General features: G+C 59.8%; 23 protein-coding genes. 21 read left to right on the top strand and 2 right to left on the bottom strand.

The window, feature by feature from the left end:
* Positions 1 to 36: 36 nt before the first annotated feature.
* Complete coding sequence (locus tag BP758_RS09020; protein ID WP_292370547.1) at positions 37 to 1,986, bottom strand: putative cobaltochelatase; 1,950 nt, start codon at positions 1,984 to 1,986, stop codon at positions 37 to 39.
* Between the two features lie 198 nt (positions 1,987 to 2,184).
* Here BP758_RS09020 and cobN point away from each other — a divergent pair, with 198 nt between their 5' ends.
* From cobN to BP758_RS08940, 16 genes are all read left to right on the top strand, one after another.
* Positions 2,185 to 6,009 carry a cobaltochelatase subunit CobN gene (gene cobN, locus BP758_RS09015; protein ID WP_292370546.1) on the top strand — a complete coding sequence of 1,275 codons (3,825 nt, stop codon included), beginning with the start codon at positions 2,185 to 2,187 and terminating at the stop codon, positions 6,007 to 6,009.
* 14 nt (positions 6,010 to 6,023) lie between these two features.
* Positions 6,024 to 6,983: an ATP-binding cassette domain-containing protein gene (locus BP758_RS09010; RefSeq protein ID WP_292370545.1), complete on the top strand. Its 960-nt coding sequence runs from the start codon at positions 6,024 to 6,026 to the stop codon at positions 6,981 to 6,983.
* On the top strand, positions 6,980 to 7,705 hold the full coding sequence (locus BP758_RS09005; protein ID WP_292370544.1) for an ABC transporter permease: 726 nt from the start codon (positions 6,980 to 6,982) through the stop codon (positions 7,703 to 7,705). Before BP758_RS09010 ends, BP758_RS09005 begins: the two co-directional genes overlap by 4 nt.
* Complete coding sequence (locus BP758_RS09000; protein WP_292370543.1) at positions 7,702 to 8,811, top strand: ABC transporter substrate-binding protein; 1,110 nt, start codon at positions 7,702 to 7,704, stop codon at positions 8,809 to 8,811. The genes BP758_RS09005 and BP758_RS09000 overlap by 4 nt, the downstream gene beginning before the upstream one ends.
* 503 nt (positions 8,812 to 9,314) lie before the next feature.
* On the top strand, positions 9,315 to 9,704 hold the full coding sequence (locus BP758_RS08995) for a hypothetical protein (protein ID WP_292370542.1): 390 nt from the start codon (positions 9,315 to 9,317) through the stop codon (positions 9,702 to 9,704).
* Positions 9,705 to 9,765: 61 nt separating this feature from the next.
* On the top strand, positions 9,766 to 10,125 hold the full coding sequence (locus BP758_RS08990; RefSeq protein WP_292370541.1) for a hypothetical protein: 360 nt from the start codon (positions 9,766 to 9,768) through the stop codon (positions 10,123 to 10,125).
* Between the two features lie 549 nt (positions 10,126 to 10,674).
* Positions 10,675 to 11,388: a type IV pilin N-terminal domain-containing protein gene (locus tag BP758_RS08985; RefSeq protein WP_292370540.1), complete on the top strand. Its 714-nt coding sequence runs from the start codon at positions 10,675 to 10,677 to the stop codon at positions 11,386 to 11,388.
* Positions 11,385 to 11,879, top strand: a complete 495-nt coding sequence (locus tag BP758_RS08980) for a type IV pilin N-terminal domain-containing protein (protein ID WP_292370539.1) — start codon at positions 11,385 to 11,387, stop codon at positions 11,877 to 11,879. The genes BP758_RS08985 and BP758_RS08980 overlap by 4 nt, the downstream gene beginning before the upstream one ends.
* A gap of 239 nt (positions 11,880 to 12,118) precedes the next feature.
* Positions 12,119 to 12,484 (top strand): hypothetical protein, encoded by a 366-nt coding sequence (locus BP758_RS08975; RefSeq protein ID WP_292370538.1) that lies wholly within the window; start codon positions 12,119 to 12,121, stop codon positions 12,482 to 12,484.
* A 205-nt stretch (positions 12,485 to 12,689) separates the two neighbouring features.
* Positions 12,690 to 13,718, top strand: coding sequence for a cobalamin-binding protein (locus BP758_RS08970; protein ID WP_292370537.1), 1,029 nt, complete (start codon positions 12,690 to 12,692; stop codon positions 13,716 to 13,718).
* A gap of 164 nt (positions 13,719 to 13,882) precedes the next feature.
* The gene (locus tag BP758_RS08965) at positions 13,883 to 14,554 is read left to right on the top strand and encodes a MarC family protein (RefSeq protein WP_292370536.1); all 672 of its coding nucleotides are present in this window, start codon (positions 13,883 to 13,885) and stop codon (positions 14,552 to 14,554) included.
* A 140-nt stretch (positions 14,555 to 14,694) separates the two neighbouring features.
* On the top strand, positions 14,695 to 15,642 hold the full coding sequence (locus BP758_RS08960) for a FecCD family ABC transporter permease (RefSeq protein ID WP_292370535.1): 948 nt from the start codon (positions 14,695 to 14,697) through the stop codon (positions 15,640 to 15,642).
* Positions 15,639 to 16,889, top strand: a complete 1,251-nt coding sequence (locus BP758_RS08955; RefSeq protein ID WP_292370534.1) for an ABC transporter ATP-binding protein — start codon at positions 15,639 to 15,641, stop codon at positions 16,887 to 16,889. The genes BP758_RS08960 and BP758_RS08955 overlap by 4 nt, the downstream gene beginning before the upstream one ends.
* On the top strand, positions 16,886 to 17,641 hold the full coding sequence (locus BP758_RS08950) for a sugar phosphate isomerase/epimerase family protein (protein WP_292370533.1): 756 nt from the start codon (positions 16,886 to 16,888) through the stop codon (positions 17,639 to 17,641). Before BP758_RS08955 ends, BP758_RS08950 begins: the two co-directional genes overlap by 4 nt.
* A 49-nt stretch (positions 17,642 to 17,690) precedes the next feature.
* The gene (locus BP758_RS08945; RefSeq protein WP_292370532.1) at positions 17,691 to 19,046 is read left to right on the top strand and encodes a cobyrinate a,c-diamide synthase; all 1,356 of its coding nucleotides are present in this window, start codon (positions 17,691 to 17,693) and stop codon (positions 19,044 to 19,046) included.
* 1 nt (position 19,047) lies between these two features.
* On the top strand, positions 19,048 to 19,311 hold the full coding sequence (locus BP758_RS08940; RefSeq protein ID WP_292370531.1) for a hypothetical protein: 264 nt from the start codon (positions 19,048 to 19,050) through the stop codon (positions 19,309 to 19,311).
* 12 nt (positions 19,312 to 19,323) lie between these two features.
* On the opposite strand, the gene BP758_RS08935 is transcribed toward BP758_RS08940, so the two are convergent.
* Positions 19,324 to 19,707 carry an ArsR/SmtB family transcription factor gene (locus tag BP758_RS08935; RefSeq protein WP_292370530.1) on the bottom strand — a complete coding sequence of 128 codons (384 nt, stop codon included), beginning with the start codon at positions 19,705 to 19,707 and terminating at the stop codon, positions 19,324 to 19,326.
* Positions 19,708 to 19,788: 81 nt separating this feature from the next.
* Here BP758_RS08935 and BP758_RS08930 point away from each other — a divergent pair, with 81 nt between their 5' ends.
* From BP758_RS08930 to arsB, 5 genes are read left to right on the top strand one after another with little or no spacing between them, the layout of a single operon-like run.
* Positions 19,789 to 20,169 carry a cupin domain-containing protein gene (locus BP758_RS08930; protein ID WP_292370529.1) on the top strand — a complete coding sequence of 127 codons (381 nt, stop codon included), beginning with the start codon at positions 19,789 to 19,791 and terminating at the stop codon, positions 20,167 to 20,169.
* A 25-nt stretch (positions 20,170 to 20,194) separates the two neighbouring features.
* Positions 20,195 to 20,560 (top strand): putative zinc-binding protein, encoded by a 366-nt coding sequence (locus BP758_RS08925; protein ID WP_292370528.1) that lies wholly within the window; start codon positions 20,195 to 20,197, stop codon positions 20,558 to 20,560.
* Between the two features lie 20 nt (positions 20,561 to 20,580).
* Complete coding sequence (gene hgcA, locus BP758_RS08920) at positions 20,581 to 21,678, top strand: mercury methylation corrinoid protein HgcA (protein WP_292370527.1); 1,098 nt, start codon at positions 20,581 to 20,583, stop codon at positions 21,676 to 21,678.
* Positions 21,678 to 22,016: a mercury methylation ferredoxin HgcB gene (gene hgcB / locus BP758_RS08915; RefSeq protein ID WP_292370526.1), complete on the top strand. Its 339-nt coding sequence runs from the start codon at positions 21,678 to 21,680 to the stop codon at positions 22,014 to 22,016. Before hgcA ends, hgcB begins: the two co-directional genes overlap by 1 nt.
* 16 nt (positions 22,017 to 22,032) lie before the next feature.
* The gene (gene arsB / locus BP758_RS08910; RefSeq protein WP_349680508.1) at positions 22,033 to 23,109 is read left to right on the top strand and encodes an ACR3 family arsenite efflux transporter; all 1,077 of its coding nucleotides are present in this window, start codon (positions 22,033 to 22,035) and stop codon (positions 23,107 to 23,109) included.
* The last annotated feature ends 49 nt before the right edge of the window (positions 23,110 to 23,158 follow it).

Below are 23,158 nucleotides of genomic sequence, written 5' to 3'. Positions count from 1 at the left end.
TTCCCCTCGTAACACGTGCAGGCAGGTGCACCGGGCTTACATCCCGATACCCTTTACTGCCCCTGCAATCTGGTCCGAACGGAGGTCTTCAAGCCGGAGATACTTTGCCCCGAGTTCGTCCGAGAGCGCATGGGCAAGACCAAACGAGAGGAATCCCTGCTCGGAGTCGATTACGACAGACGGGATCTCTGCCCCGCGTATCCGGGATGCGGCCTCCTTTGCATCGTCGAGCGGCGAGCCGGAGCCCATACTTACATTTGCCTTCCCGTCCGAGATCACGACCATCCGGGGGATAACATGGGGATGGGTCATGCGTTCGCGCTCCAGTACCTCAAATCCCTTCATGAGGCCGGAGGCAAGCGGCGTCTTTCCCCCGACAGGGAGCGCTTGCATGTACTTCCGGGCAAGTTCCACGCTCGATGTCGGCGGCAGGAGCTCCTCGGCATGATTGCCGCGGAAGACCACGAGCCCGACTCGGTCGCGCTTCTGGTAGGCGTCGATCAACAGCGAGAGGATCGCCCCCTTGACCGCGGTCATGCGCTGCTGTGCGCCCATGCTCCCGCTTGCATCGACCACAAAGAGCGTGGTGTTTCCCATCTTCCTCTCCCGGACTTTTTCGCGCAGGTCGGATGCCTCGATCCGGATTGCAAGTTCCCCCGTGCGCTCCCGCTGGTGCGGTGCGGCGGCCCGGATCGTTGCATCGAATGCGATGTCGGGGCCGGGCGCTGCCGGGATCCGGCTCCCCACATACTTCCCGTCCCGGGACTCGGTTGTGCTCCTCCGGCCGTTGCCCTCGCGGCGTAATTCGTCCATTCTTCGCGGGAGCGCAAGGGATTTGCGGTCGAGAGAGAACGGGGCACCCTCGGCAAACTGCGTGGTGGCCGACCCGTCCGGGTTCCGGTTCTCCTGTGGCGGAGGGCTGGGCGGGCGTTCGTGCCCCGTTTGAGGTTCCTTATGCTGGTTCTGCGATTTTTTTATGGACTCTTCCACCTTCTCTTTGTCCATCTGCTGCTCCGAGAAGGGACGGCGGCGCATCCGGTGGGAAAGGACAAGGGCCGCTGCCTCGCGGACATCGTCTTCGGTGACATCGGCCCGGTCATTATATGCCGCAATTGTCGCCGCGGTCTTTGCCATCGTGATATCGGCCCGGTGCCCGTCAACCGCCATATCGATACAGATCTGTGCGATCGTGTGGAGCATCTCATCGGAGATCCGGACTTCCGGCAGGAGTTCCTGTGCACGGGAAATACGCTCCCGCAGTGCCTGTTCGGCCTCCTGGTACTCTGAATGGAATGCCAAAGGATCGTCCTCGTACTTCCGGCGCCGCTTTATCACCTCTACCCGGGTATCTGCATCGTGGATCCCTTCGATCTCCACGCAGAGCCCGAACCGGTCCAGCAGCTGGGGCCGGAGCTCCCCCTCCTCGGGGTTCATGGTGCCGATCAGGATAAATGCCGACGGGTGTGCGTAGGAAACTCCCTCGCGCTCGATAACATTGGTGCCCATTGCAGCTGCATCCAAGAGGACATCCACGATGTGATCGTTTAAGAGATTGACTTCGTCCACGTACAGGATGTTCCGGTTGGCCTGCGCAAGGATACCGGGCTCGAACTTTTTTTCACCGGTTTTGAGTGCATGCCCGATATCGAGGCTGCCCACCACCTTGTCCTCGGTGGCGCTGATGGGAAGCTCGACCACCCGCATCGGCGCCAGTACTGCGGTTACCCCGGGGAACTTTTCCCGGCAGTCCGGGCACATGGTTTTCTCGTCCGCCGGGTCGCAGCCGAAGATGCAGCCCTGTACCACCTGACGGTCCGGGAGCAGGCGGGCGAGCGCCCGGGCTGCGGTGGACTTTGCCGTCCCCTTCTCGCCCTTGATAAGGACGCCGCCGATCTTCGGGTTGATCGCGTTTAACAGGAGTGCCTTTTTCATCTGCTCCTGGCCGACAATCGCCGGGAACGGGTAGATCTCTTCGAAGTGCTGCATGATTCCCCCGGATAAAAATATCTGAAATATGATGATCTTTTCACCAAAATTTCATTTCATAGTGTATTAAATATTTCATTTTGTAACAATGATACTAATCTGTAACAAACTTTGTAAAAATTATAATACTAAAAAACAGAGCCGCACCGGCAAAGCCGCCGGTGCTAACAGAAGACCCGGGGAGGTTTGTTTAACTTTATGAGAATGACTGCGGTCATGTGGGGATCCTATGCCCCGGTACTCAAGCGTGCAGCGGCGGCGACCGGCTGTACCTTGTCGTTATTCCCGTGCCGGGTGCTCGAAGAATACCCGGAAAAGATCGATGAAGCCCTGTCCGCAATGCGGGACGCCGATGTCGTGCTGTTGTATCATACCTCCGACATGTTCTGGGAACACCTCGACAAGGAGATAGAAACGATCAAAAAGAGCGTGCCTGTCGTCTGTCTTGGCACCGATCCGCTTACGTGGAACCTTTCCACCGTCCCGGTGCCGGTCGTTGCAACCTGCCAGACCTACCTCACGAACAACGGCGACGAGAATTTCAGGAACCTCATCTTTTATATCGAAAAGACCGTGCTTGGAAAGGAGGGGGAGGTACCACCACCGGTCGCTGTCCCGTGGGACGGGCTGTACCACCCGGACGCACCACGGGCATTTTCCTCTGTTGCAGAGTACCGGGCCTGGTACTCGCCGCGTACATGCAGCGGGCCGTGGGCGGGCATCCTCTTCTCCCGGGTTTCGTGGGCATCATCCAACTGTGCCATCGAGGATGCCCTGATCCGGGCGCTTGAAGCCACCGGAATGAACGTAATCCCGGTCTTCACGTACTCGATCCGGGACGAGACGATCGGCGCAAAAGGAATGGCGCAGGTTGTGCAGGAATATTTTGCCCCCACGGGCGCACCGGAGGTCGATGCGATCGTAAAGCTCGTGCCGTTTCTTCTCGGCACATCGTCAGATGAAGGCCATTACGGGAAGACCGCGGCAGAGAAGGGGACAGCTCTTCTCTCACTCCTGGGGATACCGGTTTTCTCCCCGGTTATCTCCGCGTACAAGTCGCTCGAACAGTGGCGCGAATCCGCCGGGCTCACGCTCGATGTCGGCTGGGCTGTCGCAATGCCCGAGTTCGAGGGTGTCATCGAACCGGTGTACATCGGGGCCGGGGCGAGCAGTGCCGATGGCGAGAAGAACCGCGTGCCGCTCGAAGAGCGGTGCAGGAAAGTCGCGGCGCGGGTGAAAAAATGGATCGCCCTTGCACAAAAACCGGTTGCGGACCGGAAGGTTGCGTTCATCCTCAACAACAACCCCTGCGCGAACGCCGACGCCAATATCGGGGCCGCCACCCACCTCGATTCGCTCGAAAGCGTTGCCCGAATTCTCTCGCGCATGAAAGAGGCCGGTTACCGTGTCGAAACCCCGGCCTCGGGTAAAGACCTCATCGAAAGGATCCTCGAAAAGAAGGCGGTCTCGGAGTTCCGGTGGACGACGGTCGAGGATATCGTGGCAAAGGGCGGGGCCCTTCTACAGATGGACACCGCCACGTACGAGGCATGGTTTGCGAGGATTCCCGAGCGCGCCCGAAAAAAAGTCTGTGCAACGTGGGGCCGGCCCCCGGGGGCGGGGATGGTATATGGCGGGAAGATCCTCGTCACGGGCATTTCGCTCGGAAACGCTACCGTGCATGTCCAGCCCAAGCGCGGGTGCTTCGGCGCCCGGTGCGACGGCTCGGTCTGCAAGATGCTCCACGACCCGGACTGTCCGCCTACGCACCAGTACCTCGCCACCTACCACTGGATCGAAGATATCTTTGGCGCCGACGTGGTCGTGCAGGTAGGGACGCACGGGAACCTGGAATTTCTGCCCGGCAAAGGAGTTGGCCTCTCGGAGGAATGTTTCCCGGATATTGCAGCAGGCGCAACCCCGTTCCTGTACGTGTACAATGCGGACAACCCTCCCGAGGGAACCATTGCGAAACGAAGAGGGTACGCGGTCCTCTGCGATTATATGCAGGCCGTGCATGCAGAGAGCGGGCTCTATGGCGAACTCGAAGAACTCGAACGCCTGCTCGGGCAGTACGGCACAGCAAAGAACGACCCGGCCCGGGCCCATGCCCTCCAGCACCTGATCCTGGATGCAGTTCACGCGGCCCGGCTCGAAAAGGAACTGCCGTTCTCGCACGACACGCCGCTTGAGGAGATGGTCGGCCGGGCTCACGAGGCTCTTATAAAGATTAAGAGCACCCGGATCGCGATCGGGATGCATATCTTCGGCGAGGTCCCGTCCGGGGAAAAACGGGTGGACTTTGTCTCATCGATCCTCCGGTTCGACACCGGGGAGGGATCGCTCCGCCGGGAAATCGCCCGGGTACTCGGGCAGGACATGTCCGAACTCCTCGAACATAAGGACCGGTTCGATGATGCAACGGGCATGTCGTACGCAGACATTCTGGAAACAGCTGACCGCATGGCCGGGCAGTTTGTCCGTGCTGTCGTAAACGGTTCAACACTTTCGGCGGACAAAATTTTCTCCCGGGCCGTGCAGCCCGGGCAGGCAGAAACGTTCGACCGGCTCCGCGAACGGATCCTCGATATCTCGCGGAGGCTGGACGAATCAAGGGAGATCGAATCCCTCCTTTTTGGCTTTGACGGAAAGTATATCCGGCCGGGCCCCTCGGGCCTTGTCACAAGAGGCCACGATGAGGTGCTCCCGACCGGCCGGAACTTTTACTCGCTCGACCCGTACCAGGCCCCGACCCGGGCTGCATGGCGCGTGGGCGGCCGGCTCGCGGATGCCCTGCTCGACAAGTACCGCCGCGAAGAGGGAAAACTCCCGGAGAATGTCGCATTCTACTGGATGGCCGGGGACATTATGTCCTCGGATGGGGAGATGTATGCCGAGATCCTCCGGCTCCTTGGGGTCGAACCGGTCTGGCTTGCAAACGGCCAGGTGAAATCATTTGCCATCACGCCGCTCGAAAAGCTCGGCCGGCCCCGGATCGATGTGACCGTCCGATCGTCCGGGATCCTCCGCGACAACTTCCCGAACTGTTACGAGCTCGTGGACGAAGCGGTCCGGGCCGTTACTGCGCTTAACGAAGACCCGGGGCAGAACTATGTGCGCAAACATGCGCTCACGGCAATGGAGACCGACGGAGTGAGTTTCCGCGAGGCAACGTACCGCATCTTCTCCTCAAAAGCCGGCACCTACGGGAACGGCGTGAACCTCGCAGTGCTTGCGAGCGCCTGGAAGACCGAGGCCGATCTCGCGGAGGTCTTTGTGGCGTGGAACGGCTACGCATACGGGAAAGACACACAAGGTGCCGCCGCCCATGCCCAGCTTGCAAACAACCTCTCCACGGTCGCCGTCACGTTCAACAAGGTCCAGTCAGACGAGTACGATCTTTTAGGCTGCTGCTGCTATTTCGGGACGCTCGGCGGGATGACCGCCGCCGCCCGGCAGCACTCGGGAAACGAGGTAAAGCCGTACTATGGCGACACCCGCGAGCCGGATCATGTCGAGGTCCGGGACCTTGCCGATGAGATCCGGCGCGTTGTCCGGACAAAACTCCTCAACCCGAAATGGATCGACGGGATGAAGGAGCACGGCTACAAGGGCGCGGCGGACATGATGAAACGGATCACCCGGGTGTACGGCTGGGAAGCTGCGACCCGCGAGGTGGACGACTGGATCTTTGACGACATTGCGGAGACCTTTGTCAACAACGACGAGATGCGGCAGTTCTTTGAAGAGAACAACCCGTACGCTCTCGAAGAGATTGCCCGCCGGCTCCTTGAGGCCGAACAACGGGGGCTCTGGGACGCAGATGAAGAGATCCTCGACGAACTCAAAAACCATTACCTTGAGATCGAATCATGGATGGAAGACCGGACCGGAGACGGGGATTTCCAGGGCGGCGGTGTCGATGTCATAACAAAAGATGATATTGCCTCGTGGGGAGATTCCATGGAAGGGATCCTTGCAAACGTCCGTGCACGGCACCGGCGGGAGCCCGGCCCGCATTAACCTGGGGGATACACATGATCGCAATCGAGACACACGACCTTACCAAATACTACGACAGCCTCTGTGCGGTTGACCACCTCTCGCTTGAAGTAGACAACGAGATCTTCGCGCTTCTCGGCCCGAACGGTTCCGGGAAAACTACGACCGTCATGATGCTCACGACCCTGCTCCGGCCGACACAAGGGAGTGCCGCGATATGCGGGCACGATGTTATGCGTGAAGGCGAGGCGGTCCGGAAACGGCTCAGCTACGTGCCGCAGGACATGGCGGTGGACATCAAGCTGACCGGGCGGGAGAATGTCCTCCTCTTTGCCCGGCTCTACGGGGTCGCAGACCCGAAGGATAAGACCGACGAGGTGCTCGCGATCATGGAACTGTCGGATCGGGCCGACGACCTGATCCGGACATACTCGGGAGGGATGCGGCGCCGGCTCGAACTTGCACAGGCGCTCGTCCACGAACCGGAGGTGCTCTTTTTAGACGAACCCACGATCGGGCTCGATGTCGCGGCACGGAAAAAGATCTGGGAGCACATCCGGCAGCTCAGGAAGAACGGCATGACGATCTTTGTGACCACGCATTACATGGACGAGGCCGACCAGTTCTGCGACCGGGTCGGGATCATCAGCCACGGAAAGATCGCTGCGCTCGGTACTCCTGCGGCCCTCAAGGCAGAGCTCGAAAAGGACGTGATCACGGTACAGGTTACCGGGACGCTCCCCGGCCCGGTCACGATCGACGGGGTCCGGTGCGTGGGCCAGCAGGAGAGCGAGATCACGTTTACCGCAGAGAACGGCCGGGAGGCAATGCCCCTGATTGCCCGGGCGCTCGAAGGAGCGGGCGTCACGGTGACCTCGCTCTCCATGCGGGAACCGACACTCGACGATGTCTTCCTCCACGCGGTGGGGACAACCGAAGATTCCGGGGCATTTGATTTCCAGCAGTTCAGGACAATGTTACGGAGGCGGAAATGAACGGCATACAGGAATACATTTCGCGGGATATGATCAAGTGGCTGCGGAGCCCGGTCTCGGTCGTGTCCATGCTGGTCATGCCGGCGGCGTGGCTGATCTTTGTCGGCCTTGCCCTGCCGGTCACGTTTACGGGAAACTACCTGGACTTCATTGTCCCGGGCATTCTCGTGATGACCATGCTCTCGTCCTCGCTCAACGGCGGGACGCTGTTGATGTTTGACAAGATCCTCGGATTTTTGAACAAGTTCCTTGCCCTGCCCACACCCCGGGAGAGCATCCTTTTCGGGAAGATCTTTTTCATCACGATACGGGGGGCCATCCAGGCAACAATTATTCTCGTGATCGCGGTTCTCATCGGCGCGACCATCCTCCCGCCGGCCCAGTACGGGATGATCTACCTGATCCTCCTCCTCTTCGGGTTCTTAATGTCGGCATTTGCCACCACGATTGCGCTCTACCTCGGCGACCATGATTCGTACGCGGCGTTCAATACGATGATTGCCATGCCGATCTTTTTCACATCGAGCGCTCTGATGCCCTACGATGTGATGCCGGCCTGGCTGCGGACGATTGCACACGTTAATCCCCTGAGTTATGCAATCGATGCGGTCCGGGCCACGGAGACCGGCGCGGTCCCGGTCCTCCAGATCGGGATCCTTGCGGTGCTCGCCGGGATTGTGATCGCGATCTGTATGCAGATGTTCCGGCGGGTGTCGGTGTGAAAAAAGGTGACTTCATGGACAAGCGGATCATTATTGCAGGAATTATTCTTCTCTGCTGTGTTGCAGCAGGGGCAGTTGTACTGACGAGCGGATCAGGGCCGCAGGAAAAAGCCGTGGCGGCAGCGGTTGTTCCCGCAATGCCCGCAGCAGCAAACACAACCTCCCCACAGGCCGGCTGTACGCAGGTCACGATCACCCAGACGGACGGGACGCCCGTGACGCTTCCCTGCCGGCCGGAGCGGCTGATTGTAGCAAACGCCAATGCCGCTGAAATGGTGATTGCACTCGGCGCCGGCGATAAAATTGTGGGCGTAACCGACTCGACGCTCTCGGTCCCGTACATCATGGACAAGATCCCGAACGCCACGAGCATCGGCAACTGGCAGACGCCAAACGTGGAACAGATCCTCGCGCTCCACCCGGATGTGGTGATCGCGTATTCGAGTTACCAGCCAAAGAACCTCGACCAGCTTCTGGCTGCAAACATCACGGTCATCTCGCTGGACTGCTACAAGCTCGATACACTCCCGGCAGACGCCCGGGCAATCGGAAAACTCACCGGCCGGGAAAATGCTGCTGAAGTCTATGCACGCATGGTCGAGGATTCGGTAGCAGAGGTGGATGCCCGGGTAAAGACCCTTCCGAAACAGGATTTTCCGGGAGTGTACTTTGAGTCCTATACGGATTACACGGCAGCGGCAAATGGCTCCGGGTCCGATGAGATGCTGGTATCAGCCGGGGGCCGCAACATTGCCGGGGATGCAATGACATCGACCATGAAGGTGAGCCCCGAGTGGGTGGTCTCAGCGCAGCCGCAGTACGTGTTCAAGGTCGTCTCGTCATCGGATACCCGGGCGCTCTCCGAGGTCGTGGCATCCTTAAAGAGCCGGCCCGGCTGGAATACGATCCCGGCGGTCCGGAACAACCGGGTGTACGCGTTTGCAAACGATATCGAGTTCGGGCCGCGGGCCTACATCGGCCTCGTGTACACGGCCCAGCTCCTCCACCCGGACGAGTTCCGCGATATGCATCCGAAAGCGATGAAGGACGAGTACGCGGCAGCGTACGTGAGCGGGACGAATACATCGGTGACGGTGTACCCGTAAAGGGGATCTGTTGAGAAGAGACCCCCGTTTTTTTACCATTTTCCGTGACCGGGTCCAACCGTCAAAATGACCCCGACATAGTACAGGGAACATTTTTGTTCCTTTGAAAAAATCCCGAAAATAACCCGGATTCCTGAACACTCTTTTTTCCAGCCCCTGTTTTCCCGAAAAATCATTTCATAATCAAAGCACATCCTCTATAAACGCCCCATACTGGTACGTCAACAGGGCCCTGGAGACAAAATTACGTACCGTAAATCCGGACAAAGTGGGGAGCCGCAAAAAAATAACGCGATCTCCCGCCGGAATGCCGGGAACAAAGAGGCGCTATGGGTCATAAGGGACTGGACTGTTTTTTTCGGTTCTCAGGAAAACAACAGGCGCGAAACGATCCGGGGGATTGGTATTGCGGCTGTTTACGAGGGAATCCCCTCTCCGGTTCTGCCCGTTCACTTCTTTTAGCCGCGGCATTCTGAAAAACCCGTATGAAACGAGGTGATCGTATGGAAATTTTACCAACGAACAAGGACGGTGCAGCCGGGCCCGGACAGGAAAACGAAGAGCTGGAATGGGGAAAACAGCATATCCCGTATGAACCGGAGATCCGGCTTGCAGACCGAATAACGGCACTCCACGATATCCCGAAAGTCCAGGGCACAGGTTTGCCCGGACAAAGAACGAGCCGGACAGCCGAAGCTTTAAAACATGCAGAGGAGAGGGATGCCGCGGCGTACCGGGCGCTTGCGCAGGAAATACAGGAGCGGCAGGAAGAGCTGGCCGATGCCTTGCTCACGCTTATTAACGATCTCCAGTACCGCGTGGACCGGCTGGAAAACCGCCGGCGTATTCTGGTAGACCATCCTCCCGCAACCCGATCGGAGAAAAAGGGATGAATCCCTTCTGCTGCGGGACTGGACGGCCGGGCCGTGCACCGAAAACCGCAGAGGGGGGATCATGACCCGGGGCCCGGTCCCGCAGAAATCCATCGATACTGCCCTTCCCCTTGCCCGGGCCCGCGGGCTGGTTGCCTGCTGCACGCCCGGGCGGGCAAGTATCTGCGACTTTGTGATCTGCGAACCGGTACAGACCGTGCTTGTCCGGGTCCGGCCATGCCGTCGCCTTCACTGCCCGGCGCCGGAGATAGCGGATCAGTTCGCTGAACCCGTTGGCCGGCTCCGGCTCGTCCCGGATGCCGCCGGCCGGGCCCGCGAGCTCTGGGTCTGCGGGCAGTACGGGACATTCCGGTTTTTCCGCATCGCAAATGCCGGTCTTGTCGAGCTCGACCGGAACGGGAATGTGCCGGGAAGTACCTGACACCCGGATACCCGTCACCGTAAGGTCTTTTCCCGGCGGTACTACCGCATATTGCAGAACATGAGGGGAGTACCTCCCAAATCTCCCCGTTTCGGGCTCCGTTTACCGTGTTTTTCTAGGAAAACAAGCTAGTTTCGCAAAAAACCAAGTCAGTTTTTTGGATCTCTCATACAGATCACGCCGTATACTGACCGTTTTGGACCAAGCGTATTTGGGCCTGTTTGGGCGGCGGTCGTAATGGGTGCCCTTCCCTCTCGCACAGGGCAAAAACCGGGTCGTACAGAACGGACCGGCAGCCGTGCAAACGGCACGATACGGGTAAAAATTCACGCCGGCAGGAGCCATTTTGCGGACAGGGGTTCCCGGGAAGCGAGCGGTTTTTAAAACTGGAACGATCCGCTTTGTCCCAACAATGATCAATTAAAATAGCATTAACACAAGTACAATTGTTTAGCGTTACCCGTACGGATCCCGTCTCCGGTGTCAGAGCAAATCTTCCACGCGGCCGGGGGCAGTCATGCGGGCAACGGCGCAGAGGTGGAATTTCAGATGCAGTTTACAGAATCAGACGAGCGTGCAGTCTCGCCGGTGGTCGGCGTGATGCTGATGCTCGTTGTCACGATCATCATTGCCGCAGTCGTCTCCGCATTCGCGGGAGGACTGGGAGGAACACAGCAAAAGACACCCGCTGCGGTGCTGGATATAAACATCCATTCACTTGAAAATCAGGGTGCAATGCCAGGATATGGAAGCGGATATTACATCCCGACTATGACCATAACCGAAATCAGCGGAGATGCCCTCCCTACAAAGGATCTTAAAATCACAACCTCCTTTACGAATTCCAGTGGGACAACATTTACCGGAAATTTGAGTGGTGAAGTTGCCGTAACGGGGAATGACGGTTGGAACAGTTATACCTCCAGCCAGTATGCCGGAGTTTTGTATCTGAGCGATATCAACCGTTTTGGATGGGCCGTTCAGAACACCGATCACGGGTTCAAAGGATGGTTCGGAAATTCGTCTGCCGTACTACAACCCGGGGATACCCTGACAACACCGGCGCAATACTGCGGAAATTACAATGATAACACGGGGCCCTCATCTCCCCATACCAATCCGGGTATGAACTATCTTCTTGGATTCGATGTGACAGAACAGGAGAAAGTCGGTGGGTTCGGGCCCGGTTCCGTTGTTGAAGTAAAGATTCTCCATACCCCGAGCGGAAAGATGATCGCTGATCAGAAGGTGGTTGTAGAATGATCATGCGCAAGGATTCGGCAGTATCTCCGGTTGTCGGTGTCATGCTCATGCTCGTGGTGACTATCATCATCGCTGCAGTGGTCTCTGCATTTGCAGGAGGACTGGCAGGAAACACGCACAAGACGCCCCAGACAAGTATTGCCGCAACGGCAACTCTGCCCCCTTCAGGAAACGAGACGGTCTTTGCCAACAATGGCGGAGATGTTCTTGATCTCAACGAAATTAAAGTGATGTTCCAGTCGCAGGATACAAAAACAACACTGACAACGACAGATGTCGGAACCAATTGCATTGCGTTCCAGAAGGTCGGCAGTACAAGTTCAACGATGATAAAACCCGGCGATAGTTTCAAGATCGTTGGAAAAGCGGCAGGTTACGGGACCGGTGTCACGTATGGCAGCTTTGCAATGTATGCCGATTCCAAGATTACCTGGAGTGTCATTGACAAAGTCAGCGGAGGCACGATTGCAACCGGGACGGTGGTCCTGTAAATCCCGGACATGAACCTCATGTCCCTGTTTTTTACCGTAAATGAGGGAAGTGCAACAACAATGCCAAAATTATCCGTACGCCCTCAGGGAAAAGAACCCCGTACGCGGAAGAGAAAATTCAAACCCAACCTCCGGCTCCAGCTGGACTGCCAGTTATTTGCAAAAACGATCTGCCCGGATCTGCAGGAGACTGCATGTTCCATAAAAGACGGATAAAAAAAGGGGAGAATTCACAAACCATGCCAAAATTTTTCGGATGCACGCCGGCCGGGCCGACCCGGCAGGCAATAGAGAAGTTCGAGAACGAAGTGATGGTCCGGCAGGACAGCCAGATGCTGGTCGGGACCGTGTACCTCGACATGCAGGAGAACGCGTGGGCGGTGGCCGTTGCGTACAACCATGGACGGGCCCCGGGCCTGCACGGCCACGAGAATGCCCTGGAAGTGCGGTACTCGTACGCTCCCGGGGCCGGGAACACCGCACAGATGTACCGCTCGGATCCGGGAACCGTTACTTCCCTGAACACCGGGCCGTTTGCCGACCCGGACAGCTTTGCCCGGTATGCCATCGATCACGAGCGGGCCGTTGCAAACCATGCAGCCTGAACCGGGACCAGGGCCGTGCCGGCCGTTCCCGTTTTTTAAAAAACCGGGATTAGCACCGGCGACTGCCTTGAAGAGCCGGTCTTTCCCGGGGAACCAGACCGGCCCGGACCGGCGGACAAAAAGGCAGCGGTAGCCTCGCGCCGGGCCGGGCGGCACCCGGTAAAAAAAGATCCTTAATCTCCCATCAGAACGGACAAAGATACCCATGAAACAGATCTATCTCATCCTCATTTTCGCCGCAGTCCTCTGCCTTGCCGCAGCCCCGGCGCTTGCGGCACCGCCGGCCAATACTACCGCACCGGCCCGGACCGTCACCGACGATTACGGCACCACGGTCACGATCACCGGGACCCCGGAACGGATCGTCTCGCTCGCGCCCACGAACACCGAGATCCTTTTCGCGCTCGGTCTTGGCGACAAGGTTGTCGGGGTCACCGATTACTGCAACTATCCCCCCGAAGCTTTGACAAAACCAAAGATCGGCGGGTTCAGCACGGTGAGCGTTGAAAAAGTTGCCGCACAGCACCCGGACCTTGTGGTAGCCTCCGAAGGAAACGGTGCGGAGCTGGTCGATCACCTGCGAAAACTCAACATGACCGTGATGGTAACAAACCCGAAAAATGTCTCCGGGATCTTACAGGACATCACGCTTGTCGGTGAAGCTGCCGGCGCCGGGGACAATGCCTCCGCTCGGGTCGCTTCGCTTACTGCACGGATCCGGGCAACCGAAGCAAACGCCTCGGCCCTCGGTGCGCACCCGAAAGTCGCCCACATCATCTGGAACGATCCCATCTACGCGAGCGGCAGCGGGACGTTCCAGGACGAGCTCATCAGCATGGCCGGCGGCACGAATGCATTTGCCGGTAAAACCGGGTACGCTACGATCGGCACCGAGGAGTTCATCGCGGCAAACCCCGATATCCTGATCGTAAACTCGGGCACCGGCATGGGCGGCAGCGAGGACTCTGTGGCGCAGTATTTCGGGAACGAGACCCGGTTTGCCGGGATCTCTGCCATCAAAAACCACCGGGTATACGTGATCGATTCCGACACGGTGGACCGGGCCGGGCCGCGGGTCGTTGACGCCCTCGAGATCATTGCAGCCGATGTCCGGGAATCGGATAAAACGACCGCTCCCGGCACGCCGAAACCTGCGGCGCCGGGCTTTGGATCCCTTGCGGCCGCTGGTGCCTGCCTGTCAGCGCTCGCCCTGTTCGCACTGCGGGAAAAATAACCCGGGGCGCCGGCTTTTTTTGGCATATACCTCCATCCGCCATTTTCCACAACGATTTTTTATCAGTCCCGGGTATTCTCCGGTGCGGGTAATTTTATCGCGGCACCGGGTCACGGCCGGACCGGTACCGTAAACTACTTGTAATCTCCCATGCATGGGACACTATGGACCAGGCATCGTTTTTTGTTGCGTTTTTTGCAGCGCTCTTTGCCATCACCAACCCCCTGGGAAATATCCCGTTTTATCTCATGTATACCGCCGATATCGAGTCGCCCCGCACCCGCCAGGCATTTGCCATCCTGCTCGGGCCGGTGATCTTCGGCATTATCGTGCTCTGCATGTTTTTCGGATCCGCGGCCCTCTCGTTTTTTGGGATCTCGGTCCCGGCATTCGAGATTGCCGGCGCCATCCTGCTTCTCGTCATCGCACTCTCCATGGTCAGCGGGACGCGGACAGAACAGGTCCACGCCACCACCTCATCCGCAAAAGGGCTCACGCCCTGGAAAGCGGCCGAGGCCTATATCCCGACCATCCTCGTGCCCCTGATCTTTCCGATCTACATCGGCGGCGGAACGATCACGGTCGCGACCATCTACGGCAACGAGGCGCTCACCGGGGGACACTTTGCCGCTGCGATTGCGGTCGTTGCCATTGTCTGCATCCTTATCATCCTCTGCAACCTTGCGTCTGATATCATTGCCAGGGTCCTCGGGCGGCAGGGGCTGGAGATCGTGGTCAGGGTTTTTGGTATCGTTCTCCTCGGCTTATCGGTCCAGATGTTTGCCGATGGCGCCGGGCAGATGGCGGCAGCGTTTTTGCAGGCGCACAGCTTCTGAGCGGACCGCAAAGAGAACGGTGGAACCGGCACAGGTACCCGGACAACCCCCAGCCCGGTCCGGCACCTGCCGACGACAGAGCATGATGCTGCCCAAAAGGATACAAGAATATTTTACTTAATTCAACTAAAATATACCCTATGCAGAAAGGGTACGCGGTCACCGGCGTATTAGTCGTTGCCGCGGTTGCAACCGTTGTACTCTGCACCGGGTTTGGCCCGGCGGGAACGCCCTTCTTTGGCATGAACGGCAGCGACACCGCGTCGCTCATCCTCTTCGATGTCCGCTTGCCCCGGGTGATCGCCGCGATGCTTGTCGGGGCCGGGCTTGCCGCGGCCGGTGTCGTGATGCAGGGCCTGTTCCGGAATTCCATGGCCGACCCGTACCTCCTTGGCACCTCATCGGGCGGGGCGCTCGGGGCGGCCCTCGCCATCGTCTGCCTCGGCGGGGCGCTCCACGGCCTCTTTGCGTTTATCGGCTGCCTCGGCGCATCGTTTCTCGTGTACGGCATAGCGCAGAACAAGGGCCGGGTGCAGGTCGAGCAGCTGCTCCTTACCGGGATCGCGGTCTCGATGTTCTTTGCCGCCGTCCTCTCCGCGGTCATGTACTCCTCGGGCCAGAACCTCCATCAGATCCTCTTCTGGCTGCTGGGCGGGTTCTGGAATATTTCATGGAGCGATGTGGAGCTCGGTCTCGTGATCGTGCCGGCCGCGCTCGCGCTCCTCTTCTTCTCCCGCGAGCTCAACATCTTTTCCATGGGCGAGGAGGACGCGATCCATCTGGGCGTCAACACCGAGAAGCTCAAGCTCGTCCTTCTCGGGATCAGCTCGCTTGTCACCGGTATCGCGGTGGCAATCGCCGGCTGCATCGGGTTTGTGGGCCTTATTACCCCGCATGTGGTCCGGCTCGTGGTCGGCCCGGACCACCGGGTCCTGCTGCCGGCCGCGATGCTTGCCGGCGGGATCCTGCTTGCGCTCTCCGACACCGTGGCCCGGACAATCGGTAACGAGATGCCGGTCGGGATCGTGACGGCATTTTTGGGCGCACCGTTCTTCATCTGGCTTTTAAAACGGAGGTATGCCGCGTGATCGAACTTGCCGGCCTTGACGTAAACTACGGGGCACGAAAAGTGCTCGACGCGATAACCTTCGAAGCAAAGACCGGCACGTTTGCCGGGATCATCGGCCCGAACGGCTCGGGTAAAACCACACTCTTAAAGGCCGTCAGCCGGGTCATCGCTCCCGCAGCCGGGATCGTAAAGCTCGACGGCCGGCCGCTCGACGCCCTCACGAGCCGCGAGCTTGCGCAGTCCGTTGCGGTCGTCCCGCAGGAGACAACGGCCGGCTTTGACTTTACGGTCCGGGACGTTGTCCTGATGGGTCGGTACCCCCGGCTCGGCCGGTTTTCCCGCGAGAGTGAGGCGGATCTTGCTGCCTGCGACCGGGCAATGAAACTCACCGGCATCACTCATCTCGCGGCCCGGCCCATCAACGCGATCAGCGGCGGCGAACTCCAGCGGGCGATCATTGCCCGGGCGCTCGCGCAGGAACCCCGCCACCTCCTCCTTGACGAGGCGACCTCGCACCTCGACATCAGCCACCAGGTCGAGATCCTTTCGACCATCAAAAAACTCTCATCCGGGATCGCAGTCATCGGCGTCTTCCACGACCTCAACCTCGCCGCGTACTTCTGCGACGAGATCATTGTCTTAAAGGACGGGAAGATCGTAACGGCCGGCACGCCGGCCGAGGTGATCACGCCGGCACTCCTCGCAGATGTGTTCGGGATCACGGCCGCGGTAACCATCCACCCCGGGACGGGAAAGCCCCTTGTCGTCCTGCTCCTGCAGGAGCCCGGGAAGGCGCCCACCGGCCGCCGGGTGCACGTGATCTCCGGTGGCGGAACCGGCGCTTCGATCCTCCGGGCCCTGCACCGGGCCGGCTGCCGGGTCACGACCGGCGTCCTTGCCATGAACGATTCCGATTACGCAGCGGCAACCGAGCTCGGGATCGCCTGCATCACGGAGCCGCCGTTTGCGCCCATCACCGGCCCCTCGCACGCTGCGCTGGCACACCAGATCGGCGCAGCAGATCTCGTTGTTCTTACCGCAGCGCCGGTCGGGCAGGGGAACCTCGACAACCTCCGCGTCCTTGCAGAAGAGACAACCACCCCGGTCCTCTTTGTCGCGGAGAACAAAACGGCCGCAGTGCCGGACTTTACCGGGGGTGCAGCAACGGCGTACCTCGACCGCATGGCAGCCTCCGGCCGGCTCTCCACCGTTACCGGATCCGATCTTATTTCCCGCTGTACCGCAAAAGGAGAGATATCCAGATGACCGCACAGTACGGCTGTTCCACGTTCTGCTGTATGGACCTGCCCTTACAAGAAGCCCTCCCGTTTGTCCGCGAGAAGACCGACCGAATCGAGATCGTATCCGAAGGGCTCCACGACCTCTTTCGGTACCACGAGGACTGCCAGTCGGTCTCCGCACACTACACCGTGCACGCTCCCCTTTCGGACATCAATCTCGCAAGCACGAACGAGCGGATCCGGGCGGCAAGCCTTGCGGTGATCGACGATCTCTGCGGGATCTGCGACAGCATCCACGCCACCGTGCTCGTGGTGCACCCGGGGTACTTCCCGTGGGAGAACATGCGGGCGGTCTCACGGGAATCGCTGGTCCGGTCGCTCGACGATCTCTGCATTGTCCAGCAGGAGCATGACGTGCGGATCGGGATCGAGAACATGGGTTCGTGGGAGTGCCTCCATTTCCGGCAGCCGGACCTCGTGCCCGATCTCGCGTCCCGCGACCTCGGCTTCGTGCTCGATGTCGGCCACGCCCGGCTCAACAATGCCCTTGACGCGTTCGCAGAAACGAGCCGGCCCTGCCATATCCACTTCCACGATAACCGGGGAACAAACGACGACCACGCGGCCTGCGGGACCGGGACGATCGACTTTGCAGGCATCCTCCCGCTCCTCCCAGAAACCGCGTCGCGGGTGATCGAGGTTTCCAATATTGCGGCATACGAGCAGAGCGTTGCATTCCTTACCGGGCTTGAGCAGAACCTAAAGCGCCGGACCTAGAGGAACACGATCCAACAGATTTTACTCACGAACGAGGCAAAAAATGATCATGCAGACCGTAATCCCCCGGGTCCTTGTCGCCGGCACCCACAGCGGCTGCGGCAAGACCACGATCGCCACCGGCCTGATGGCAGCGCTCGTGGCCCGGGGCATTACCGTCCAGCCTTTTAAAACCGGCCCGGACTTCATCGACCCCTCGCACCACACGCTCATCTGCGGCCGGCCGTCGCGGAACCTCGACATCTGCATGATGGGCGAGGCCGGGATAAAACGGACATTTGCCGAAGCCTCGGCCGGCGCCGGCATCGCGGTGATCGAAGGGGCGATGGGCCTCTTTGACGGGCGCGAAGGTTCCGATACCGCGAGCGCCGCCCACGTGGCCCGGGTGCTCGGCGCCCCGGTGATCCTGGTCGTGGACGTAAAGGCCGTCTCGCGCAGCATCCACGCGACCATCAAGGGTTTCCGGGACTTCGACCCCGGGATAAAGATCGCCGGCGTCATCTACAACCGGGGCGGCAGCGACCGGCACCGGCAGATGATCGCAGAAGAGGAGTATGTCCCGGCGCTCGGCTGGGTGCCCCGACAGCCGGATGCTGAAGTAAAGAGCCGGCACCTGGGCCTGCTCATGGCAGACGAGTCCCCGGCGCTCACAAAGTACGGGAAGGTGATTGAGGAGACCTGCGACCTCGACCGGATCCTTGAGATCGCCCGGGCCGCACCGGCGCCTGACCTGCCAAAAACGGCCGCACCGGACGCCCGGCCAAAAAAGGACCGGCCCGTAATCGCCGTTGCCCGCGACGCAGCGTTCTGCTTTTATTACCAGGACAACATCGACCGGCTCGCCCGGGCCGGCGCAGAGATCCGGCAATTTTCCCCGGTTGCCGGAGAAATTCCGGAAGCCGATGCGATCTATCTCGGTGGAGGATACCCGGAGCTCCACGCAGCGGCGCTCGCACGATCGAGGTCCACCAAAGCGATCCGCACGCTCGCGGAAGACGGGATGCCAATATACGGCGAGTGCGGCGGGCTCATGTACCTCTGCGGCTCGCTCGAATCCGAAGGGAAGGAGTACAAAATGACCGGGATCCTGCCCGGCCGGGCGGTCATGACAAAACGGCTTGCAGCCCTCGGGTACGTGAAAGGCGCATTCTCCGGGAGCGCCGGCCTCTGGCCGGGCACGGTCGCGGTCCGGGGCCACGAGTTCCATTACTCGCATGTCGAGTGCGACCGCGATGCACGCTTTGCGCTCCGGCTCACAAGCGGGGCCGGCATCGGGAACGGGAACGACGGGCTTTTCGAGAACGCCGCGATCGGGACGTACACCCACGCGTACTTCAGCGATGCATTTTGTAAAAAAATCATTGCAGCAGCAGCGGCGTACCGGAACGCACGGGAGAAGAAGTAACATGGACCACGATACCCTCTGCCCCTGCCAGGCAAACGCCCTCTTTGGGATCAAAAAGATCACGGTTGCGGGAAAACCGGTCGGGATCAACGGGCTTCCTGCCGCATTTGCCGCGGTGGACGCAAAAAAGCTGACACGCGATGCAGATATTACGGCCGAACTCATGCGAAAGGTGGAAGAGGAGAACTACATCCCGCCGGCGCTTGCCGGGGAATATGCCGCGGCCCTGCTTGCCGAGTACAAAAAGGTGTCTTCCCACAGATAAGAGGCCAGGGAGTTACTGCACGTATTTTTTCCCGGTCTCCGTGATCGAGTAGATGATCCAGTTGCCCTGGCACTCGCCATCGATAAGCCCGCTCTCTTTTAAGATGGAGAGATGGTAGGAAAGTTTCGAACCGGAGATCCGCATGAACCGGTTGATCACGCAGACGCAGAGCGGCTGGTCTTTGAGGATGTAGAGGATCGAGAGCCTCAGGGGATCGGAGAGGGCATGGTAGCGTTTGCTCTGTGCGGCAAGCTCGGCTTCCTCCGGCACTGCCCGGGAGAGCACTTTCTCGCCGCCAAGGCGCTCGATCTCCGCAAGGCCGGTATCGGAGCGTGCGGCCCGGTTTTTATTCGCGGGTTTTCCCGTACCGCAGCAGGATCGTCCGGAAGATTTCATTTCAAATTATTATGAAATGCCAAGGTATATACGGTTGCCCTGCACCAGTATTTCAATAAAATTTGAAATGAAGGCACTGGCATGATACAGAAAAATCCCGGCCACGATCTCGTGGCGCTGATTGCAGAAGACCGCACTGCCGACCGCCTCGCATGGAACCCGCACGCAAAATTTGCCGGGGTTGCCATGAAACATCTGATCACCGGGAACGATACCGGGGGCGCCCTGAGCGTCCACCACGTGAGGATCGATCCCGGCTGTGCCATCGGCGACCACGCCCATGCCGGGCAGGTTGAGATTCACGAAGTGCTCGCGGGCGGGGGATCCTGCACGGTCGGCACCAAAGAGATCCGGTACGTGCCGGGAGTGATCGGCGTGATGCCGGCCGACACCGTGCACCGCGTGGTCGCGGGGAAAGACGGGCTGCTGCTCCTTGCAACATTCTCGCCCGGGCTTGTATAAGCGGGTGAAACCCCGTGATGCCGCTATGACCTGCGTACTTGTCACCTGCTCCGGTGTCTCGAATACCGGGAAACTGACGACCCAGGCCGCACTCGCGCTGATGCAGCGCCGGCCCGGGCACTATCTCAGGGTGGATGCAAAACAGTCTGCCGCAACACTCGAAGCCGAACTCGCGTATGCCGACAGGATCATTGTCATTGACGGGTGCAGCGAGTGCTGTGCCATGAAAAAAATGCCGGAATCTCCCGCGGTAAAACCAGTCCATGTCATTGCCACAGATCACGGGATCGAGAAAAACGGGATGGCCGACGTGCAGTTCCCTGAGATCGGGATCCTTGCCGACGCGGTAAGGGATGCGGAAAACCTTCCGCAGACCGGGCCGTCACGGTGAATTAAAAAACGTGTGATACCATGAACGACAACCTACCATCTTCACAACCGGCCGGTTCCTGCTGCGGGACCGGCCCAAAAAAACCGGATACGCCTGCCAAACCATGCTGCTGCTCAGGGCCGGGAGACAACCACCCGGCACCGGTTATCCGGCAGACAACATCGGAGATCACGGCCCGGAACCGGTGGGACCACTTCCTTGCCCGGTGGGGCGTCAACCGGGCGGGCCATATCGTCACGCCGGGCCTGTACCGGCTCGGGAACCCGGACAAAAATTCCCCGGTCTTTGCGTCCGCGAACTACACGCTCAGCTTCGATGCGCTCCGCTCGGCACTTGCCGAGAGGGACGCGTGGATCCTTGTCATTGACACCAAAGGCATCAATGTCTGGTGCGCTGCCGGGAAAGGCACGTTCGGGACCGGCGAACTGATCCGCCGGATCGCGGTGACCGGGCTTTCCGATGTTGTTGCGTACCGCAAAATCATCGTGCCCCAGCTCGGCGCACCCGGGATATCGGCCCACGAAGTTGCCCGGTACTCGGGCTTCTCGGTCGAGTACGGCCCGGTCCGGGCCGCCGACCTCCCGGCGTACCTTGCCACCCATACGGCAACCACGGAGATGCGCACCGTCCGGTTCGGTCTTCTGGACCGGCTCGTGCTCTGCCCCATGGAGCTCGTGCACTTCGGCCTGTACGGGATCGTTGCCGCAGCCGTACTCTTCTTCCTTGCCGGCCCGGTGGCGGCGCTTGCAGCAATCGCCGCGGTACTCGCGGGAACCGTGCTCTTCCCGGCGCTGCTCCCGTTCCTGCCCTCCAGAGATTTCTCCCTCAAAGGGTTTATCCTCGGGGCCGTTGTCGCGATCCCGTTTGCCGCCGCATTTGTCCGGGCGCCCGGCCTCTCCGGCACCGCACAGCTCATCGCGGGACTCGTCCCGTTCCTCATCATCCCGGCCGTGGTCGCGTACCTTGGGCTTAACTTCACGGGATCTACCACGTTTACCTCGCGGACGGGAGTGAAAAAAGAGATCTTCCGGTACGTCCCGGCCATGGTCGTGCTCGCCGGCCTCGGGACGGTCCTCGGGATCGCGCTTGGCGTACTCCGGCTCGCGGGGGTGGCGTGATGGCAGACTGTTATGCGGAAAACACCCTTCAGTATTTCCCGGAAAAATGCATCAACTGCCGGCGCTGCACGCAGGTCTGCCCCCACCGGGTCTTTGCCGAAGGAAAAGACCACGCGGAGCTCGCAAACCCCCGGGCCTGCATGGAATGCGGGGCGTGCGCGAAGAACTGCCCGGTGCAGGCCATCGAAGTAGAGAGCGGCGTTGGCTGCGCATGGGCGATGATCGGCGCGGCCATCCGGGGAAAGGACATGGACAGCGGCGAATGCTCCTGCGGGGGGCCGGACGGTTCCTGCTGCGGGACGCACGAAGAAGAGCCGTGCTCCTGCGAAGAAAAATAACGGGGAATGAACGATGATGACGGCTGAACCAAAACGCCTCTCCTTTTTGGACACATACCTCACGCTCTGGATCTTCCTTGCGATGGTCGCGGGGATCGCGCTCGGGTACTTCCTCCCCGCTGTGCCGGCGGCGATCACCGGCCTCTCGGTCGGGACCACCTCGATCCCGATCGCCATCGGCCTTATCCTGATGATGTACCCGCCGCTTGCAAAAGTCCGGTACGAGGAATTAAGAAACGTGTTCCGGGATACAAAAGTGCTCGGCCTCTCGCTCGTGCAGAACTGGATCGTCGGGCCGGTGCTCATGTTCGCGCTCGCCGTGATCTTCTTGCGCGACCAGCCTCTTTTGATGTACGGGCTCATCCTTGTCGGGATCGCACGCTGCATCGCGATGGTGATCGTCTGGAACGATCTCGCCGGCGGCGACTGCGAGTACTGTGCGGCAATCGTCGGCCTCAACTCGCTCTTCCAGGTCTTCTTCTACGCGGTGTACGCGTACTTCTTCATCACGCTGCTCCCTGCAGTCCTCGGCGTCGCTTCCGGCACCGTGGTGAACGTGACCATGGCAGAGATCGCGGTGAGCGTGTTTGTCTACCTCGGCATCCCGTTCCTTGCCGGGCTTATCACGCGGTACGCTCTCCTCCGGGTAAAATCCCGCGAATGGTACGAGCAGGATTTCATCCCGAAGATCTCGCCAATAACCCTTGTCGCCCTGCTCTTTACGATCATTGTCATGTTCGCGCTCAAAGGCGAATACATCGTGACCGTCCCGCTCGATGTCGTCCGGGTCGCGATCCCGCTGGTCTGCTATTTCCTCGTCATGTTCTTCGTGAGCTTCTGGATGGCATTCAAACTCGGCGTGAGTTACAAGAAAGCCACGAGCCTCTCGTTTACCGCTGCGTCCAACAACTTCGAGCTCGCGATTGCGGTTGCCATCGGGGTCTTCGGGATCGGGTCGGCTGTTGCGTTTGCAACCGTGATCGGGCCGCTCGTGGAAGTCCCGGTGATGATCGGGCTTGTCCACGTGGCATTCTGGCTTAAAGAGCGCTGGTATAATGGCCGCAACGATGCCTGCGGATGCGAAGCGCCGTAAGGCACGTGAAAAAATCCAATTTTTTAAAATGCGTGAAACGACAACAGAT

The organism is Methanoregula sp. UBA64, assembly GCF_002502735.1.
Taxonomy (GTDB): Archaea; Halobacteriota; Methanomicrobia; order Methanomicrobiales; family Methanospirillaceae; genus Methanoregula.
The sequence above is the reverse complement of the archived record's forward strand: the minus strand, read 5'-3'. Positions and strand labels throughout refer to the sequence as shown.

Excerpts from the sequence above, each read along its gene's own strand:
- BP758_RS08995 (WP_292370542.1), top strand. The coding sequence starts at position 9,315 with ATGGAAATTTTACCAACGAACAAGGACGGTGCAGCCGGGCCCGGACAG.
- BP758_RS08980 (WP_292370539.1), top strand. The coding sequence starts at position 11,385 with ATGATCATGCGCAAGGATTCGGCAGTATCTCCGGTTGTCGGTGTCATG.
- BP758_RS08990 (WP_292370541.1), top strand. The coding sequence starts at position 9,766 with ATGACCCGGGGCCCGGTCCCGCAGAAATCCATCGATACTGCCCTTCCC.
- arsB (WP_349680508.1), top strand. The coding sequence starts at position 22,033 with ATGACGGCTGAACCAAAACGCCTCTCCTTTTTGGACACATACCTCACG.
- BP758_RS08945 (WP_292370532.1), top strand. The coding sequence starts at position 17,691 with ATGCAGACCGTAATCCCCCGGGTCCTTGTCGCCGGCACCCACAGCGGC.
- BP758_RS09010 (WP_292370545.1), top strand. The coding sequence starts at position 6,024 with ATGATCGCAATCGAGACACACGACCTTACCAAATACTACGACAGCCTC.
- cobN (WP_292370546.1), top strand. The coding sequence starts at position 2,185 with ATGAGAATGACTGCGGTCATGTGGGGATCCTATGCCCCGGTACTCAAG.
- BP758_RS09005 (WP_292370544.1), top strand. The coding sequence starts at position 6,980 with ATGAACGGCATACAGGAATACATTTCGCGGGATATGATCAAGTGGCTG.
- BP758_RS08950 (WP_292370533.1), top strand. The coding sequence starts at position 16,886 with ATGACCGCACAGTACGGCTGTTCCACGTTCTGCTGTATGGACCTGCCC.
- BP758_RS08975 (WP_292370538.1), top strand. The coding sequence starts at position 12,119 with ATGCCAAAATTTTTCGGATGCACGCCGGCCGGGCCGACCCGGCAGGCA.
- BP758_RS08965 (WP_292370536.1), top strand. The coding sequence starts at position 13,883 with ATGGACCAGGCATCGTTTTTTGTTGCGTTTTTTGCAGCGCTCTTTGCC.
- BP758_RS09020 (WP_292370547.1), bottom strand. The coding sequence starts at position 1,986 with ATGCAGCACTTCGAAGAGATCTACCCGTTCCCGGCGATTGTCGGCCAG.
- BP758_RS08960 (WP_292370535.1), top strand. The coding sequence starts at position 14,695 with ATGCAGAAAGGGTACGCGGTCACCGGCGTATTAGTCGTTGCCGCGGTT.
- hgcA (WP_292370527.1), top strand. The coding sequence starts at position 20,581 with ATGAACGACAACCTACCATCTTCACAACCGGCCGGTTCCTGCTGCGGG.
- BP758_RS08925 (WP_292370528.1), top strand. The coding sequence starts at position 20,195 with ATGACCTGCGTACTTGTCACCTGCTCCGGTGTCTCGAATACCGGGAAA.
- BP758_RS08940 (WP_292370531.1), top strand. The coding sequence starts at position 19,048 with ATGGACCACGATACCCTCTGCCCCTGCCAGGCAAACGCCCTCTTTGGG.
- BP758_RS08985 (WP_292370540.1), top strand. The coding sequence starts at position 10,675 with ATGCAGTTTACAGAATCAGACGAGCGTGCAGTCTCGCCGGTGGTCGGC.
- BP758_RS08970 (WP_292370537.1), top strand. The coding sequence starts at position 12,690 with ATGAAACAGATCTATCTCATCCTCATTTTCGCCGCAGTCCTCTGCCTT.
- hgcB (WP_292370526.1), top strand. The coding sequence starts at position 21,678 with ATGGCAGACTGTTATGCGGAAAACACCCTTCAGTATTTCCCGGAAAAA.
- BP758_RS08930 (WP_292370529.1), top strand. The coding sequence starts at position 19,789 with ATGATACAGAAAAATCCCGGCCACGATCTCGTGGCGCTGATTGCAGAA.
- BP758_RS08935 (WP_292370530.1), bottom strand. The coding sequence starts at position 19,707 with ATGAAATCTTCCGGACGATCCTGCTGCGGTACGGGAAAACCCGCGAAT.